Source organism: Mycobacterium sp., from assembly GCF_036490025.1.
Classification (GTDB): domain Bacteria; phylum Actinomycetota; class Actinomycetes; order Mycobacteriales; family Mycobacteriaceae; genus Mycobacterium.
Window position 1 is genome coordinate 128,603 of record NZ_DASXEP010000167.1, and the last position, 15,398, is coordinate 144,000.

Sequence of the window (15,398 nt, forward strand, 5' to 3'; positions counted from 1 at the left end):
CCGGCTGTCGTGACAACGCCGGAGGTCTCTTCCGCCGCATAGCGGCCCGCGGTGCCGGTCGTCCGATGACGGTCGACGTGATGACGACGCCGCGACGAAGGAATACTCCCCTCCGCCCAGCAGTATGCCAGACGTACGTCGCGTCCACGGCGGCTCCGTGGTCCGCTCCTGACCGGTATGCCGAACCCCGGGTGCGTGACGGCGACGTCCTTGCTGTCCTGGCAACGCACGATGTCACTTTCACTACGGGCCAGATTCACCGCGTCCTGAACGCCTTCTCAGAGGAGGGCATCCGCAAGGTCCTTGCCAGATTGGTCGTGCAGGGCGTGGTACTGGCAGATCGCGTCGGTAATACCTATGCATACCGATTGAACACCGCCCACCTGGCGGCGGAGCCCATTGTGGCGCTGGCGAAGCTCTTCAATAAGTTCTTGAGTCGGCTTGAGCAACACTTCAGCGGGTGGGAGTACCCGCCGGTGTACGCCGCGGTTTTCGGGTCAAGCGTGCGGGGCACGATGACCGCGGACAGCGACGTAGATCTGTTTTTGGTAAGGGAGAGTGATACGCCTGAGACCGTGTGGGCGCGTCAGGTGAACGAGCTTGCCACCGCTGTCACGGCCTGGACTGGCAACGACGCCCGGGTTGTTGAGTACACCGCCGCCGACCTGCCGGCCGCTCGGACCGAGCCGATGGTGCAGGAACTCCTCGAGCGTGGACTCACCGTGGCTGGATCGCGTGCATGGCTGTTCAAGCAACTGAAGCCGGTCGTGGGCAAGGGGAGGTGATGGATGGCTGAACGAACAAGGACCAGCACGGAGGCGATCCGCGCCGGGCGAAATCGGTCAGCACTCCCGAAACGGGAGAGAATCCTATATCTGTTGTGTGGCAAGCATTTTCGAGAATAGATGGCGGTGGCGTTAGAGCCGGGTCAGCTTGCTGATCGTTTGAATTTCGGTGTCTCGGTAGGGCCGTCCATCGGGTTGGAGCAGGTCTGCAAACCAGAGCTTCGGAGGCGTCGTGTATGGGTGATCCCAGGAGTCCCACGGTAAGTAGGTTTGGGTCTTTCCAGCGACCAGCCCCCAATTGATCGCACCAACGTTGTGCCGCTTGGCAACTGGCAGGACCCCGTCAACGGTACTGCCCAGGGACCGGGCCAGGTACTCGGTGCAGAGGATCGGCCGCCCCAACGGCGACAGTTCGGCGATCCGGGCCTCGAAGGCTGCTGGTTTGTCGTAGCAGTGGAAGGTGATCACATCGGAGTTGTCCAGTTGGATGTCCGCGATTTCGCTACGCCCCAGGGGATCTCCCCACACGCCGTCCCACACCGCACTCGTTAACGGTTGACTCGGATCAACCGAACGGGCCCACCCGAACGCCAGCGCGAGCAGGTCGGCGACACGCTCCAGCTTGTCTTTCCTCTCGACCTTGCGATACTCGCGCGCGGGATTGTCGGGCTCATTCCAGATGTCCCAAGCCAAAACACGGTCGTCGGTGCGGAATTGGCTCAGCACGCCCGTGACATAGTCGAGCAGAGTGCGACGGTAGTCGAGGTCATCGAGGTGTTTCGCGCCCGGGCTTTGCACCCAGCCGGAGTTGTGGACCCCAGGCTTGGGGGCGCGCTGCCGTCCCGGTTTGGGGAACGGATCCCAACATGAGTCGAAGAAGACAAACATTGGTTTGATGTGGTGGCGGGCGGCAATGCTGACAAACTGCGCGAGACGACTCTGAAAGCCGCGATGGTCTTGGGCCCAGAGCTGATCGTGGAGGAAGACCCGCACCGTGTTGAGCCCGTGCAACTGGGCCCAGCCGAGCTCGGTATCGATGCGCCGGGGGTCGAAGGTGTCGGCCTGAAACATCTCGAGCTGGTTGATGGCGTTCGAGGTGATGTAGTTGACGCCGACGGGCCAACCTTGCGCCTGATACCAGCGGTTGGCGCGATCGGGCGACCATGGGCTTTGCTCAGCGGCGGCGCGGGGCGCCGGGGTCAGCGTCGGGCCCGCCGCCAGTAACACTGGGAGCGTTAGCACCGTTCGACGCCTCACCCAGTGACGATAAGTCCCCGGTGACGTACGCGGCCGGGAAACTTCAGCCAGATGTCATTTCTCAGTCCGTTCCGCTGATGAGACGCACCACTTCTTAGATGCCGGTTATGCCAGCACAATCTCCCGGAGGGACCTGCCGCCAGTGCGGTAAGATCACCGCCGATATCGCCGGTTCGCCGGCGCGGCAAGGGTTTTGCTGTCGCTCAGCGGGACGCGAGTACAGTAGTTCCGATGGCTGTCGCCCCGTCGAATGAGCGGATGGTTGCCGGGGTTGCAGCTGCGTCCGTCTCGCTCGGGGTGGCCCAGCTGGTGGGCATCCTATTCGGCGCGCGGGCCGACGCGCGTGGCGCGATCGGCTCAGCGGTCGTCGATCTGACGCCGGGGCCCATCAAAGAGTGGGCTATTCAGACGCTGGGCTCTCTGGACAAACTCTTCTTGGCCTTCGTCGTGCTCGTGGTGATCGCCGCGATCGCCGCAATCGCCGGGAGCCTCGAGACTCAGCGCCGCCCGGTCGGCAGCGCCGTGATCGCCGCGGCGGGCATCCTCGGATGCGTAGCAGTGCTGTCGCGGCAGGGTGCGACAGCACTGGACACGATCCCCACCGTCGCGGGTACCGCCTGCGGGGTGGCCGCCCTACGCTTGCTCATCCATCGGTTCTGGCCCGGCCGGGGAGATCCGGCAGATAGAACCGACCACGACGAGCCGGATGCCGGCAGGCGCAGGTTGGTCATGTTCGGATTGCTCGGATTCGGAGTAGTGAGTGGCGTGGCGGGTGGGGTCATCACGCGGTTGGTGCATTCGGTGGCCGCTGACCGGAACAGCTTCACACTTCCCCGACCACGCATATCGGCGCCACCAATACCTGCTGATGTGCAACCGAGCGGCGTTGCGCTACCGAGCTTTATCACCGCCAGCGCCGACTTTTACCGGGTGGACACTGCACTCAGTGTTCCCCAACTCAGCCACGGCGACTGGCGGCTGCGCATCCATGGCATGGTGGACCGCGAAACCACCTACAGCTTCGACGACCTCGCCGACTTCGACGTCGTCGAAATGGTGACGACGCTAACGTGCGTGTCGAATCCCGTTGGAGGCACCCTGATTTCGACGGGCGTCTGGACAGGCTACCGGGTGGCTGACCTGCTGGCGGTGGCCGGTGTGCACGCGGACGCCGACATGATGCTCTCGACGTCGATCGACGGGTTCACCGCCGGCACGCCAGTGGAGGCTCTCACCGATGGCCGCGACGCGCTTCTGGCGGTCGGCCTCAACGGTCAGCCGCTGCCGATCGAGCATGGCTACCCGGCCCGGCTGGTAGTACCCGGGCTCTACGGGTATGTGTCGGCCACCAAGTGGGTCGTCGAGATGGAGCTGACCCGCTTCGACAGAGCGGAGGCGTACTGGACGCGGCAGGGCTGGGCACCGCGTGCACCCATCAAGACCGAGTCGCGGATCGACGTGCCGAAAGGTGGTCAGAAGGTGCCGATGGAGCCCGTGGTGTTCGGCGGTGTCGCGTGGGCACAGAATCGTGGCGTGCGGGCCGTGGAGGTCCGCATCGACGATGGCGTGTGGCAGCCCGCTGAACTGGGTGCGAGCTATTCCAACGAGACGTGGCGGTTGTGGAGCTTCCCCTGCCAGGCGAAAAGCACTGGGAAACACACCATCACCGTGCGCGCCACCGACAACACCGGAGCTGCCCAAACTGAAGATCGGGTCGGTAGCGTCCCCGACGGCGCCACCGGCTGGCACACGGTGGACTTCACCGTGGCGGAGTTGTGAAGCACTATTTCGACGAGAGTTTCCGCCAACTGAATACCGCAACCACGATGCCGATCAACACGGTGATCGGACCAATGATGGACCAGGTCGTGGTGTTGGTCATCGGGCTACCACCAAGCACTCCGAATCCCTGGAGCGCCCAAATCAGACCGAACACTGCGACGATCAACCCGGCCGCGAATGCAACGACGAAAGTCCTTCTCATATCGGGATCCTACGCCGGAGAGGCGAATGAAGAGCAGGGCCCAACGCGACGCGCTGTCCGCCAACAATGTTGAGAACAATCTTGGGCGGCTGCTTGAACGGAGTCCCTCGCATCGCCGCCGATTCATGTCCGGCAAGCTGCATGCGGAGTCAGTTCGCATCCTCACTGAGAATGTGACCCTGCAGGATCGTGCCCTCTCGAAAGAGTTGCAGCGCAAATACATTGAAGCGGTGGGCGGGGGTGCAGACGCTCGTCAAAATGGATACCTGTCACTGCGCGCGATGGTCACCGAGCCAAAACGGCTGGCCGAGATTCTCGTCGAGCGCTGCAGGCGATACGCGTAGCGAGGGTTGCCTGACGACTACTTCGGCTGGAGTTCGGCGAAGCGGGCCAGCGCGGTGGGGAGGTCTTCTTCGTCGAACATCTCCAACCGGCTTATCGCGTTGCCCTCGAAAATTAAAACGTTGATCACCCGCCACTCGGCGGCGAAACCGTCCTGCGAGGTGCCATGCGCCATGTAGGTGGCGACCGCTGCGCGGTTACTCAGCTGATGAACAACTTCGATGTGGTGGCCGAAGTCCGGCGTTATCTCCACAACGGCGCGGATGTATTCCGTCACATCCCCGGGCGCGAACGCTAGTCCCCGGCGGTGATCGATGTTGACACAATCTTGCGTTGTCGCCGGAAGCTCGTGCCGGTTCATCGCGGAGCAGGCGTCTGCGACGAGGTACCACGTCTGCGCCTCGGCGGCCGCTTCGCCGGCGAGGTACCGAGCATCGAGCTCTTCGAACGCGGCATCGATTTTGTCGGGTTCGACAAAGACAACGGCGGCGATCCGCTCGTCAGCGTTGATTTCGATGACTCCAAGCACTTCCGTGAGAAAAGCTTCGGACCCGTGATCACGATCCGAGAACTGAAGACGCATGAGGGCGAGACGCCCGCCGCGAGTCGCTATGACGGACGGAGTCACGTTCGTGGTCCACAGCTCGGCGACCGTACGCATGTCCGCTATTTGGGCGTCCCGGCCATGTTGGACTCCTGCACCGACAACTTGACGGCGATCATCGTTTGAGAAGTCTTCGGCCAGCATCTCTGCCATCTGGCCCCACTCGTTTGCCGCGAAAAGGGCAAGAAAGCGCTCACCTGCTTGGCTTGCCGAATTCTCCAACCGCCGGGCAGGCGTATGCAGTTCTTCAAAACGGGCAAGTGCGGCCTCGAGGTCGGCCTCGTCGAATAGTTCGCATCGGCTGATTTGGTTGCCGTCGAATGTCAAAAGGCCGATCTCGCGCCACTCGGCTTCAAAGCCCTCGTGTGAGGTTCCCATCGCCACCACTGTGACGACGGTTCCAAGTTCGCTCAGCCGGTGCACCGCCTCGTTCTGGAGCTTGACGTCCGGGGCGACGTTCCACGTGGCGCGCAGGAAAGGAATCAGTTCGCCGGGCGCGAACGCTCTACCCCGACGGTGATCGAGGTTCACCCAGTCTTTGGTCGACGGAAAGACTTCGTGTCGGTTCCACGAGGCCTGGGCCTGCATGACCACTGACCATATGCGAGAGTGGGTGGCCGCTTCACCGGCGAGGTAGCGGGCGTCGAGTTCCGCGAAGGCGGCGTCGATGTCGTCGGGGTCGAACACGAAAGCCGCTGTCATTTTGCCGTTGGTGTCGGTCTCGACGATATGGACGGTCTCGGCCTCAAACGCTTCCGGTCGCTGGTCGCAGCGCGAGTAACGGGCGCGCGTAAGGGCTAGGCGCCGGCCCCGGGTGGCGACGACGCTGAATGTCCCTGTCGTAAAGCCGACGTCGGCGGCCGCCTGCCAATCCTTGACCCCGTCATCCCGACCACGTCGCACTCCCGCGTTCACGGTTCGCCGCCGATCGTCCACGAGGTAGTCCTCGGACAGCTTTTCCGCTATGGCGACCCAGTCGCGAGCTGCGAAGTGCCGCAGGAATTGCGCGCTCACTTCAACAGCCGTGTTCTCCAAGCGAGGTACCGGATGGCTTAGCTGTTCGAACTTCGCTATCGCGGCATCGAGGTCTTCCTCCTCGAACAGCTCGACGCGGCCGAACGCTTGGCCGTCGACCGTACAGATCTCGAGTCCCCGCCACTCGGCGTCGAAGCCCTCTCGCGAGGTCCCGTGTCCCGCAAAGGTGATGACCGCGCCCAGGTTGCTCAGCCGATGCACGGCCTCGACATAGGTGCTGATGTGCTGATCGAGATCCCGCCCGGCGTCGAAGTATGCGATCACGTCGCCGGGCGCGAATGCGGCAGTACGGCGGTGGTCGAGACTGATGAAATCCGCTGTTGTGGCTGAGAACTCGTCCCGATTGATCGAGGCATAGGACTTCGCGACGACGGACCACGTCTGGGCGTGGGCGGCGGCTTCGCCGGCGAGGTATCTCGCGTCGAGTTCCTCGAAGGCGGCGTCGATGTCGCCGGGATCGAATAAGACGTGCGCCGCGATCCGATTGTCGGTGTCGAGCTGGGCGATGCCGAGCATTTCGACGCTAAAATCCCCTTGCTGCAGGTCGCGGTTCGGGGCACAGATACGGCTCAGGGTGAGGTGCTCCCCGCGGATTGCAATTGGGGTCGACGTTGCATCGGCCACAGCTTCGCCCAGAGCTCGAAAATTTGCGATCAGGACATCGCGCCCCTTCCAAACACCGATGTTCACCACGTGGCGGCGATCCTCGACAGAACTGTTGTCGGCCAGGATCTCGGCCATCGCCGCCCAGTTACGGGCCCGGGCGTGGGCAAAGAATCGGTCGTCTGCTCGGCTCGCAGCATTCTCTAACCTTTGCTTTTGCGGGTGCAGCTCGTCAAAGCGAGTGAGTGCGGCGTCCAGTTCTGCCTCGTCGAAAACCTCGGTGCGGCTTATCGTGTCGCCTTCGACTGTGAAGACTGCGATCCCGCGCCACTCGGCGTCAAGCCCCTCTCGCGAAGTCTCCTGCGCTGCGTAAGTGACGACTGCTCCGGTGTCGCTCAGCCCGTGCACTTGCTCGATATAGATCTTGATGTCTTGCTCGAAGTCCCACCCGGCTTCGATGTATGCGGTCAAGTCACCGGGACCGAACGCTGCCTCGTGTCGGTGATCGACGTTGACGCAATCCGGTGTGGTCGATGGCAGTTCGCGCCGGTTGAGCGCGGCATAGCTCCCTGAGACGACCGCCCATGTGCGCGCGTACGGTGCCGCTTCGCCGGCGAGGTAGCGGGCATCGAGCTCGGCGATTGCGGAGTCGAAGTCGTTGGGATCGAACGACACAACCGCGACGATCCGCTCGTCGGTGTTGATCTCGGCGATGCCGAGCACATCGGTGACAAATGCCTCGGGCTCTTGGTCGCGGCCCGAGAAGCGAAGACGCGCGAGGGCAAGGCGCTCCCCGCGGGTCGCCATGACGGTAGGTACGTTTGCCGCCCACAGGTCGGCCGCTGCCCGCATGTCTGCGATGTAGGTGTTTCGACCACCGCGGACTCCCGCACCAACTACGCGACGGCGATCGTCGTAGCCAAAGTTGTCGGCCAATATGCCCGGCATGGCGTCCCACTCGCCGGTGGCGAAGCACGCCAGGAAGCGTTCGGTCACTTGGCTCGCCGCGTTTTCCACGCGGCGTGCCGGCTGGCTGAGCTCGTCGAACCTCGCGAGCGCGGCGTCGAGGTCTGCCTCGTCGAAGATTTCGCAGCGATTGACCGCGTCGCCTTCGACCCCCAAAAAGGCGACCTCTCGCCACTCGGCGTCGAAGCCTTCGTGCGAAACGCCATGTGTCACATGGGTGCAAACCGCTCCGGCGTCGTTCAGGTCGTGCACCGCCTCGACGTAGATCTGGTGGTCTGCCGTGAGCTCGAACGCGGCACGGGTGTAGGCGTTCAGCTCGCCCGGCGCGAACGCGGCTGTCCGTCGGTGGTCGATACTTACACACTCGGGCGTGGTTAGCGGTAGCTCGCTTCGCCTCAGCGCTGCGAAGCCACCGGCGATGACGGACCATGCGTGCGCATGGGCCGCCGCTTCGCCGGCGAGGTAGCGGGCATCGAGCTCGGCGATGGCGGCGTCGAAGTCGTCGGGGTCAAACGTGACCACCGCCGCGATCTGCCCGTCGGCGTTGATCTCGTAGATGCTGAGGGTATCGACGTGAAACGTCTCGGGCGGCTCGGCGCTACCAGAGTATCGGGCACGGCAAAGGACGAGGCGCTCGCCGCGTGTCGCGATAACGGCCGACGCTACTTTCATGGCCCCTACGTCTGCGTTGGCGCGCGCATCTTGGACCGCGGCCGCCCGGCCACGTCGGATCCCCGCGTTCACGACTCGGCGGCGATCGTCGGTGGAAATGTCATCAGCCTGTAGCTGGGCCATCGCGTCCCACTTGCAGGAAGCGAAATACAACAAGAAGCGCTCGGCCACTTGGCTTGCCGCGTTTTCCAGCCGCGGCGCGGGTCGGCTGAGCTGTTCAAACCTCGCGAGCGCAGCGTCTAGGCCTGCCTCGTCGAACAGCTCGCAGCGGCTGAGTAGGTCGCCTTCCGCCGTGATGAGGAAAACTTCCCGCCACTCGGCGTCGAAGCCTTCTGGCGAGCTTCCGTACGTCAGGTGCGTGACGACCGCTCCGAGGTTGTTCAGCCGATGCACAGCCTCGATGTAGGTACTGCCGTCTTGTGCGAGATCCCAGGTGGCACGGACATACGCGATCAGATCACCGGGTGCGAACGTTGTCCCCCGACGGTGGTCGATGCTCGCGAAGTCCGGTGTCGTTGCGGCGATCTCATGTCGGTTAAGCGCGGCATACGCCCCCGCGATCACCGACCACGTGTGCGCGTACGGCGCAGCTTCGCCCGCTAGGTACCGAGCATCGAGCTCCGCAAAGGCCGCGTCGATGTATTCGAGGTCGAACGTGACGGCCGCCAGAATCCGCTCGTCCGCATCGATCTCGACGACGTTGAGGGCATCGTTTTGAATCGCCTCGGGGTCGCGGCCCGCGGCGCGCACACGTGTGAGGGCGAGATACTCGCCACGAATCGCGATGACCCCCACCATCGATATCGTGAAGCCAACGTCGGCGGCCACCTGCAAATCTTTGACCACGGCATCTCGACCATGTTGATTCTCGGCATTCACGACTCGTCGGTGGTCGATGCCGGAATAACAGTCGGCCACGGTTTCAGCCAGGGCGTCCCAGTCGCGGGCCGCATAATGCGACCATTCCTTCTCGAATACGCGCGTTGCCGCGTTTTCCAATCTTCGCGTCCGCGGGCGTTCTTCCTCGAACCGTGCATGCAGCGCTTCGAGCTCAGCCATCGCGGCGTCGATGTCGTCGACGTCGAACCAGATCTGCAACGCGACCCGACCCTCCTCGTCGATGCCGTATAGCTGAAGAAATTCGTCGTGCGGCGCTCCAGGGGTCGCGTCGGCAGTGCCCATCATCAATCGAGAGAGAGCCAGCCGCTCGCCACGCGCGGCGATCATGACATGGTCGATCCGTACGGCGCCCGTCTCGAGACCGCGCCTCGCCTCACGTCGCACTGCGGCCGATGGGAGCGCAAGGCCGACGATCTTCCGGCGACTCTCGATCGAGGCGTCGGGTGCGAACAGCCGCTCCAATTCGTCCCATGCTTCGCGATGAAGAGCAGCCATCACGCGTTCGCCCACGCGCACGGCTTCGTTGTCCAGCTCGATGGCCGGCACTTCAGGTGGAGCCGGGGACGTCGGCTCGACGCGCTCGCCGAGAATTAGCTGGGCCTTTTCCGCCAGCGCGGCAGCACCTTTCCGTTCGTACAACCCGACTGCTCGCTCAGCGGCGGCCCGCGCCCCCGAGGCATCGCCGGCACGCTCCAAAACCATCGCCAATGTCAGACACGCGTCGCCGTGATCGACCAATGCGTCGGTGCGCTCGGCCAACGCGACGGCAGCCTCGGCGACTCGGCGCGCCTCGCCGTGATCGTTGGCAATCGAGAGCAACCGCGCTCGAAGCGTGCGCCAGGCGATCGACGCTTTCAGCGCATGCCCGGCGAGACGTTCACTCTCCGTACATAATTCGTCGGCCTCTGCCTCTCGCTCGAGTGTGAGACAAGCGCGACCGAGCAGCGCGGCGGTTTCGGCGGTGTCGGCGTCCAGACCCATACGACGAAAACCGGTGTAGGCCTTACGTAGATGCGGCTCGGCCGCAGCGGGATCATCTGCAATGAGCTCGACGATGCCGGCGAACTGCTCAACTTCGAGCAGCGAATGACGTAAGCCGAGTTCGGTGACCGCGCGCCGGGCCGAGTCGATCATCCGTCGGGCTGCGGCGGCCCGCCCGCGGAACGCCTCCAACACGGCTTGGCAGCGCGTCGACGTCGCTTCCACCGCAGGCGAATCGGTCGTGATCCGCAGCAACCGCACCACGTCGAGACACCGACCGCCCGCGCGGGGAACCGGGTTGGGCCCCCACAACGCCGCCAGCGGCGCGTTCGCCAGCACGGCGTTCACTCGACCGTGATCGCGCGCGCGTCGCGCCGCCGTAAGCGCGTCATCCAGTGCGACTTCGCAGTCGGCGATTCGCCCGAGACGGGCGAGGCATGTGGCATGCACGGTGTGCGCCTTGGCTTCTCCAGCGGCGTCGTCCAGCTCGGCCAGCTTGGCGGCGGCAGCGCCCACGGCGGTTTCGGCCTCGTCCAATTGCTCAGGGTGAATCAGCATCGAAAGTTGTCCGTCGAAGCATGCCGCCCAGGCCGCCAGTCGAGCCGAATCGACTGACGCTGACTGTAATTGCGATACCGCTCCCGTCGCCGAAGCCACGTCACCCGCGGCCAGCAGGGCTTCGCAGCGGGCGATCAGTAGTTCCGCGGCCTGCTCGTCGCGGTCGGGCAGCTCGTTGTCGATTTCCTCCAGCGCGTGCAGGGCCCGGTCAAAGAAGTCGGCGGCACCTTCGTAGGCGAGGCGAGCCATCGCCTGATCGGCTGCCCGCCGGCAGTATTCGACGGCCTTGGCCGCGTTTCCCGCCCACGCACATTCGAAATAGTGGTGAGCCAATTCGGCGAGCAACTCGTCGCCGGCGCCGGGTTGTGTCTCCAACGTTGTAGCGATGCGCTGGTGCAGCCGCATGCGCCGTACTGACGCCAGCTCGGCGAGCAGCGACTGTCGGACCAGGGCGTGATTGAACCGGTAGTGACCGCCGGGTTCTTCGATGACGATGCCCGCCTTCGAAGCCTCGTCGAACGCGTCGATGAGGTCGGTTCCGACCACGTGCTCGACCAGGTCTAACGCGAACCGGCTGCCAACGACCGCGGCTGCGGCCAAAGCCTTGTTCGTCTCTGCCGGCAGCCGAGACAGTCTGCGGCTCACGGCTTCTCGTACGCCCTGGGGCAGGGTGCTCGGATCCCAGACGCCGCCGCTCTCATCGACGTGCCGCAAAGCCTCGATCAGGAAGAATGGATTACCGCCCGTCACTGACGCCAATGCGTTGGCGAGTTCCTCGTCGTCGTAGCCTGCTTCGGCTACATAGGCCGTCACGTCACCCTCGTCGAGGCCGCCGAGAGCGAGGCGGTCGGCCGTGCCGTCGCGGTGCAGGTCGGCGAGCATCGCCGCCAGCGGGTGGGAGCGGTCAAGGTCGGTGCTGCGGTAGGTGCCGACGATCTGCACGCGGGCGCGGTCGCCGAAGCGCAGCAGATGCCGCAACAGCAGCAGTGTCGGCTTCGCTGCCCAGTGCAGGTCGTCGAGTATCAAGACCATCGGCGCGCTTGCCGATGCGAGTTCCAGGAGCGTGACGACGGCGTCGAAGAGTGCATACCGTTCCGTGTCGGGGTCCGCACGAGCCGCGCTGGCAAGATCGGGCAAGGTATCGGTCAGCCCGGGCGCGAGTGGAAGCAGTGCTTCGATACCCCGCAACCCGCGCAGGCGGCGTTCGCTGATGCAGGGCATCAGCGCACGTAGGGCCTCGGCGAAGGGCTGGTACGGCGCACCGAGATCCTCGTCGCAACGGCCGTACAACACAATCGCGCCTTGCTCATAGGCCCGCTGGGACCACTCACCGGCCAGGCGCGTCTTGCCGACGCCTGGTTCGCCGGCGATGAATATGGTGCGCGCACCAGCGGCGAGCGTGGCCTGCCACGCTGACAGCAGCCGCTCGAGTTCACTGCCACGCCCGACGAATGGTCCGGGCCCGATCAGCACCGCGGGTAAAGCGGGACGGTCCAGTGGCACATCGCTTGTCGCCGGTGCTTCTTCACGCGTGGCGGTATCAAGGCGGAGCTCGAAAACGTGCTCCGGGCGCGCCAGGTTCTTGAGGTGCCGCATGCCCAGGTCGGTGAGCACAACGTCGTCGGGCAGTGCGTCGATGACGAGTTCGGCGGTAGCACCCGAGCACAGGATCTGGCCGCCCGCCGCCAGCGACCGCAGCCGAGCGGCACGGTTGACCGCCCGCCCGAAATAGTCACCGTCGCGAAACTCGGCCTCTCCGGTATGCAGGGCGACACGAATACGCATGGGCTCCAACAGTGCCCACGGCTCATGGACGATTGCGTCTTGCAGCTCCATGGCGGCGGCGGCCGCACCCGACGGCCGATCGAAGACCGAAAACGTCGCATCGCCCTCGCCGCGCGTCTTGATCAGCCGTCCTGCGCGCGACGTGATGACTTGCTCGACCAATTCGTCGTGGCGTGCCAGCGCCAGCGCCATCGCCTCGGCGTTTGCTTCCCACGCGGCGGTCGATCCTTCGATGTCGGTGAGCAAAAAAGTCACCGCCCGCATCACCGCCGGAAGCTGTTGTGTGACAGGCGTTTCCAATCCCGGGTCCTGCGCAACAACGGCGGCCTCGAGCCGACGGAGCTCCGGCCCGGGATCGACGCCGAGTTCGTCGGCCAGCAGCGACCGCGCCCGCTGATAGGCGGCCAGGGCTTCGCCCTGCCGGCCGGCGCGGTAGAGGGCGAGCATCAGCTGGCCCCAACGCCTCTCGCGTAGCGGCGCGTCCGCAACCGCGGCTTCGAGTTCACCGATGACTTCCGCGGCCCGGCCCGTCGACAGCAGCGCGTCAGCCCGATCCTCGACCAGCGCGGCGTGGCCTTCGATCCAGCGGGTCTTCTCGGAGATTCCCCGTCGGGTATCAGGCAGCTCCGGGATGCCGCGCCAGAGCGTGAGCGCCTCCTCGAACCGCGCCACCGCTTGACCGGTGTCGCCAGCGGCCGCGGCATCGCGGGCCTTCCTGGTGACCGCCCGGTAGCGCGAAGCATCAGTCTCGGATGGGCTGAGGATCCAGCCCGTCCCCTCGGTTAAAACGAAGCCGTCACCCAGGGTGCGACGCAGCGAGGAGATGTGAGTCTGCAGGGCTTTGGCGGCGGTGCGCGGCGGATCGTTGCCCCAGAGCAGCTCCAGCAGCGTGTCGGCCGAGACGACCGAACCGCCGTGTAGCCCGAGCATGGTGAGGATCGCGCGGGGTTTGGCGCCCGGGATCGAGACCGGGACGCCGCCGCGCCGGACCTGAAGAGGTCCCAAAACCCCCAGCTCCACCCGCTGAAGCGTACTCATAACCCCATCGTGGGGGAGCCGATTCAACACCCGGTCAAGATCGAGTAAAGGCGATCACGATCGCCCGCCCTCCGACAGTGGAAGTTGTTTGAGCCACCGGTCCCCGGGTAGACGCCAACCATGGCTTTCGCCGACTACCAAACCGAGCTCTACAACCAATCGCGAAGCGGTCACCCGCCGCAATTGCCCATCCAGTTCGAGGAACTGGAGGCCAAGGCGATCGCGGCGATGCCCCCTAAAGTACGGGGATATGTCGTCGGCGGCGCCGGCGACGAGCACACCCAGCGCGCCAATTGTGAAGCGTTCAAACGATGGGGCCTATACCCACGCATGCTCGTCGCCCCCGACGAGCGCGACCTGGCCGTCGACCTGTTCGGGGTGCACCTGCCCGGGGCGGTGTTCATGGCGCCCATCGGTGTGCTGGGAGTGTGCGCGCAGGACGGTCACGGCGACCTGGCGTGCGCGAAAGCTTCAGTGCGCACCGGCGTCCCGTTCTTCGCCGGCACATTGTCGGCCGACCCGCTGGAAGATGTCGCGGCCATCCTCGGCAACACCCCCGGTTTTTTTCAGCTCTACACGCCGCCGGATCGCGAGTTGGCGGCAAGCCTGGTCAAGCGGGCCGAAGCAGCTGGTTTCAAGGGCATCGCCGTCACCCTGGACACCTGGGTCACCGGGTGGCGGCCGCGCGACCTGGCCGATGGGAACTATCCGGATGTGCCCAGCGGCTGCTTGGCCAACTACACCACTGATCCCGTCTTCCGCGAGGGGCTGCAACCGGGTGAGGACGCGACCGAGGCGGCGGTGCGCAAACTTCCGCTTTTCGGTGGGCCGTTTCGGTGGGACGACCTGGACTGGCTGCGGTCGCAGACAAAGCTGCCCTTGATGCTCAAAGGCATATGCCATCCCGACGATGTGCGCCGCGCCAAAGATCATGGTGTCGACGCCATGTATGTGTCGAACCACGGCGGACGACAAGCCAATGGCGGACTGCCGTGCCTGGATTGTTTGCCCGATGTTGTGGACGCGGCCGATGGTTTGCCGGTGCTGTTCGACTCAGGTGTCCGCAGTGGCGCAGACATCATCAAGGCGCTCGCGATGGGCGCCACTGCGGTGGGAATCGGCCGTCCCTACGCCTACGCGCTGGCGATCGGCGGTGTCGAGGGCGTTGTGCATGTCCTGAGATCGATGCTGGCAGAAGCGGATCTGATCATGGCCGTGGACGGATATCCGTCCCGCAAGGACCTCACACCGGACGCCCTCCGCCCGGTCCCGTACGCGGTGAACGGATAGCCGGCCGGAGCTCGCGTCGCACGGCCATTGGGCCGAACCTATGAATTTCTCAGACGGCCGAAAAATTTGGCCGGAACAAGCTAGCGTCTGCCTCGTTGTCGTCTGCGACTGACTTCCGCGCGCCCAAGGTCGGGAAAAGGTATCGCCGCAATTCCGCACCACGTGTATCAGTTCGTGCGGGTGCGCGTCGGGTGGCTGGGCGGATCGACGACAACTAGAGTCCAGCTGGTATTCGGCCCCACGTCTGGCTCGAACGTCAAGCAGTACCGCTCGCCCCGAGGACAAGAGACTTTCAGCTCAAGATTGGAAGCGCCCAATGTATCGGTCCGTCCCGACGCTTCAAGAAACCGGAGCGTAACTCAATGAAAAAAGCAGCCTTCACGACACTTCTTGCCGCACCATCAATCCTCGCAGGGTCCGTTTTTCTGCCACCAACGAACAATGTTCGTCACTACGACTACAAATTGGTCGATGAAGCACTCGTCATCATCCCGGTCGACAATCCAGCGTATGCGGACGCCGCTGCAGATCTGTACCTCCATGCGGCTGGCTTCGACGTCGCTCCCGACTACGCGAACGTCGCCACACTCGATATGCC

At 64.5% G+C, this 15,398-nt stretch carries 8 protein-coding genes; 5 read left to right on the top strand and 3 right to left on the bottom strand.

What is annotated here, in order from left to right:
* Window positions 1–65 precede the first annotated feature (65 nt).
* On the top strand, window positions 66–785 hold the full coding sequence (locus tag VGG53_RS19255; protein ID WP_331519676.1) for a nucleotidyltransferase domain-containing protein: 720 nt from the start codon (window positions 66–68) through the stop codon (window positions 783–785).
* A 132-nt stretch (window positions 786–917) separates the two neighbouring features.
* Here VGG53_RS19255 and VGG53_RS19260 read toward each other — a convergent pair whose 3' ends face one another.
* Window positions 918–2,042, bottom strand: a complete 1,125-nt coding sequence (locus VGG53_RS19260) for a 1,4-beta-xylanase (protein ID WP_331519677.1) — start codon at window positions 2,040–2,042, stop codon at window positions 918–920.
* Window positions 2,043–2,273: 231 nt separating this feature from the next.
* On the opposite strand from VGG53_RS19260, the gene VGG53_RS19265 reads away from it, so the two are divergent.
* Complete coding sequence (locus VGG53_RS19265; protein WP_331519678.1) at window positions 2,274–3,821, top strand: molybdopterin-dependent oxidoreductase; 1,548 nt, start codon at window positions 2,274–2,276, stop codon at window positions 3,819–3,821.
* Window positions 3,822–3,825: 4 nt separating this feature from the next.
* Here the strand turns inward: VGG53_RS19265 and VGG53_RS19270 are convergent, their stop codons facing one another.
* Window positions 3,826–4,026 carry a hypothetical protein gene (locus VGG53_RS19270; RefSeq protein WP_331519679.1) on the bottom strand — a complete coding sequence of 67 codons (201 nt, stop codon included), beginning with the start codon at window positions 4,024–4,026 and terminating at the stop codon, window positions 3,826–3,828.
* A gap of 26 nt (window positions 4,027–4,052) precedes the next feature.
* Here VGG53_RS19270 and VGG53_RS19275 point away from each other — a divergent pair, with 26 nt between their 5' ends.
* Window positions 4,053–4,370 (top strand): hypothetical protein, encoded by a 318-nt coding sequence (locus VGG53_RS19275; RefSeq protein ID WP_331519680.1) that lies wholly within the window; start codon window positions 4,053–4,055, stop codon window positions 4,368–4,370.
* A gap of 17 nt (window positions 4,371–4,387) precedes the next feature.
* Here VGG53_RS19275 and VGG53_RS19280 read toward each other — a convergent pair whose 3' ends face one another.
* Entirely contained in the window at window positions 4,388–13,510 is a 9,123-nt protein-coding gene (locus VGG53_RS19280; RefSeq protein WP_331519681.1) for a BTAD domain-containing putative transcriptional regulator, read from the bottom strand.
* Window positions 13,511–13,630: 120 nt separating this feature from the next.
* Between VGG53_RS19280 and VGG53_RS19285 the strand changes: the two genes are divergently transcribed.
* Window positions 13,631–14,800: an alpha-hydroxy-acid oxidizing protein gene (locus VGG53_RS19285; protein WP_331519682.1), complete on the top strand. Its 1,170-nt coding sequence runs from the start codon at window positions 13,631–13,633 to the stop codon at window positions 14,798–14,800.
* Between the two features lie 362 nt (window positions 14,801–15,162).
* Window positions 15,163–15,398 (top strand): hypothetical protein (locus tag VGG53_RS19290; protein WP_331519683.1); only part of this gene is annotated, 236 nt, incomplete at its 3' end.

Excerpts from the sequence above, each read along its gene's own strand:
- VGG53_RS19255 (WP_331519676.1), top strand. The coding sequence starts at position 66 with ATGACGGTCGACGTGATGACGACGCCGCGACGAAGGAATACTCCCCTC.
- VGG53_RS19265 (WP_331519678.1), top strand. The coding sequence starts at position 2,274 with ATGGCTGTCGCCCCGTCGAATGAGCGGATGGTTGCCGGGGTTGCAGCT.
- VGG53_RS19270 (WP_331519679.1), bottom strand. The coding sequence starts at position 4,026 with ATGAGAAGGACTTTCGTCGTTGCATTCGCGGCCGGGTTGATCGTCGCA.
- VGG53_RS19275 (WP_331519680.1), top strand. The coding sequence starts at position 4,053 with ATGAAGAGCAGGGCCCAACGCGACGCGCTGTCCGCCAACAATGTTGAG.
- VGG53_RS19280 (WP_331519681.1), bottom strand. The coding sequence starts at position 13,510 with ATGAGTACGCTTCAGCGGGTGGAGCTGGGGGTTTTGGGACCTCTTCAG.
- VGG53_RS19285 (WP_331519682.1), top strand. The coding sequence starts at position 13,631 with ATGGCTTTCGCCGACTACCAAACCGAGCTCTACAACCAATCGCGAAGC.